Source organism: Myceligenerans indicum (assembly GCF_016742955.1).
Taxonomy (GTDB): Bacteria; Actinomycetota; Actinomycetes; order Actinomycetales; family Cellulomonadaceae; genus Myceligenerans; species Myceligenerans indicum.
The window spans coordinates 1-1,110 of record NZ_JABBYC010000130.1; the positions used below are offsets into that span (position 1 = coordinate 1).

Consider the following 1,110-nt stretch of genomic DNA (forward strand, 5'->3'; position numbering starts at 1 on the left):
CCTTATCGTCGGCAGCGTCAGATGTGTATAAGAGACAGCCAGACCACTCACCGCCGCCTCGGAAGCCGCCGTGTACAGCAGGACCCGATGCCCCGAGTCGTCCGGCGGCGTGAGCACCTCGAAGGACAGATCGAGCTCACCCACCTCGGGATGCCGGAAATACTTCACACCCCACACGCAACGCTCGACCGGATGCCCCGCCCACAGATCGCAGAACTCCGCACTCTTCACCGTCAGCTCACCCACCAGCTCCGTCAGCCCCAGATCCTCCGGGTTCCTCCCGCTCAGAACCCGCAGCGACGCCACCGCGCGCCGCGCCTCCTCCTCCCAGTTCCGGTACAACTCCCGCGTGTGCCCGTCGAGGAACAGCATCCTGGTCAGATTCGGCCGGTCCGGCACATGCCACGGACCGTCGAACGCAAGATGACCGGCCACGAGCCGATGCCCCAGCTCGTTCCAGCCCAGCACCTCGCTCCGCCCACCCAGAACGACCGCGGGAGTCCCAGGCATCGACCCGATCAGCCGCAACACCCCCTCCCGCGCATGATCGTGCACGACCGGCGCCCGCCGCCCGGAGGACCGCCTCGGCCGCGCCAGCTCGAACAGATGAGCCCGCTCATCCGCACCGAGCCCCAGCGCCCGCGCCAGCGAACCGATCACCGCCTCCGAGGCATTCGTGCTCAACCCCTGCTCCAGACGCGCGTAGTACGTAGGACTCACCCCGGCGAGCATCGCCAGCTCCTCCCGCCGCAACCCCGGCACACGCCGCACCCCGTACCCCCGGACACCGACGTCCTCGGGCCGCAACGCCGCACGCCGCGAACGCAGGAAGTCTCCGAGCTCGTTCGAACCACCCATGCCCACCATCCTCACCCACGACACACCCACGACACACCCGCGAACCTGTCCCTGCCGGTGACAGGCACCACGGGGTGTGGCTGCCACCCACGAACCCACCCATCGTGGAACCCGCGAGAGCCCACACAGGCCCCGCACCACACCCCGCACCGGAAGAGGCACCGTGACCACCCACCCCACAGCACCCGAAACCACCGGCGACACCCCACCCACCCTGTCTCTTATACACATCTGACGCTGCCGACGATAAGG

At 68.4% G+C, this 1,110-nt stretch carries 1 protein-coding gene; it reads right to left on the minus strand.

The features are described from left to right. Window positions 1-858 (minus strand): helix-turn-helix transcriptional regulator (locus HGK34_RS22230; protein WP_201851612.1); only part of this gene is annotated, 858 nt, incomplete at its 3' end. Window positions 859-1,110 lie beyond the last annotated feature (252 nt).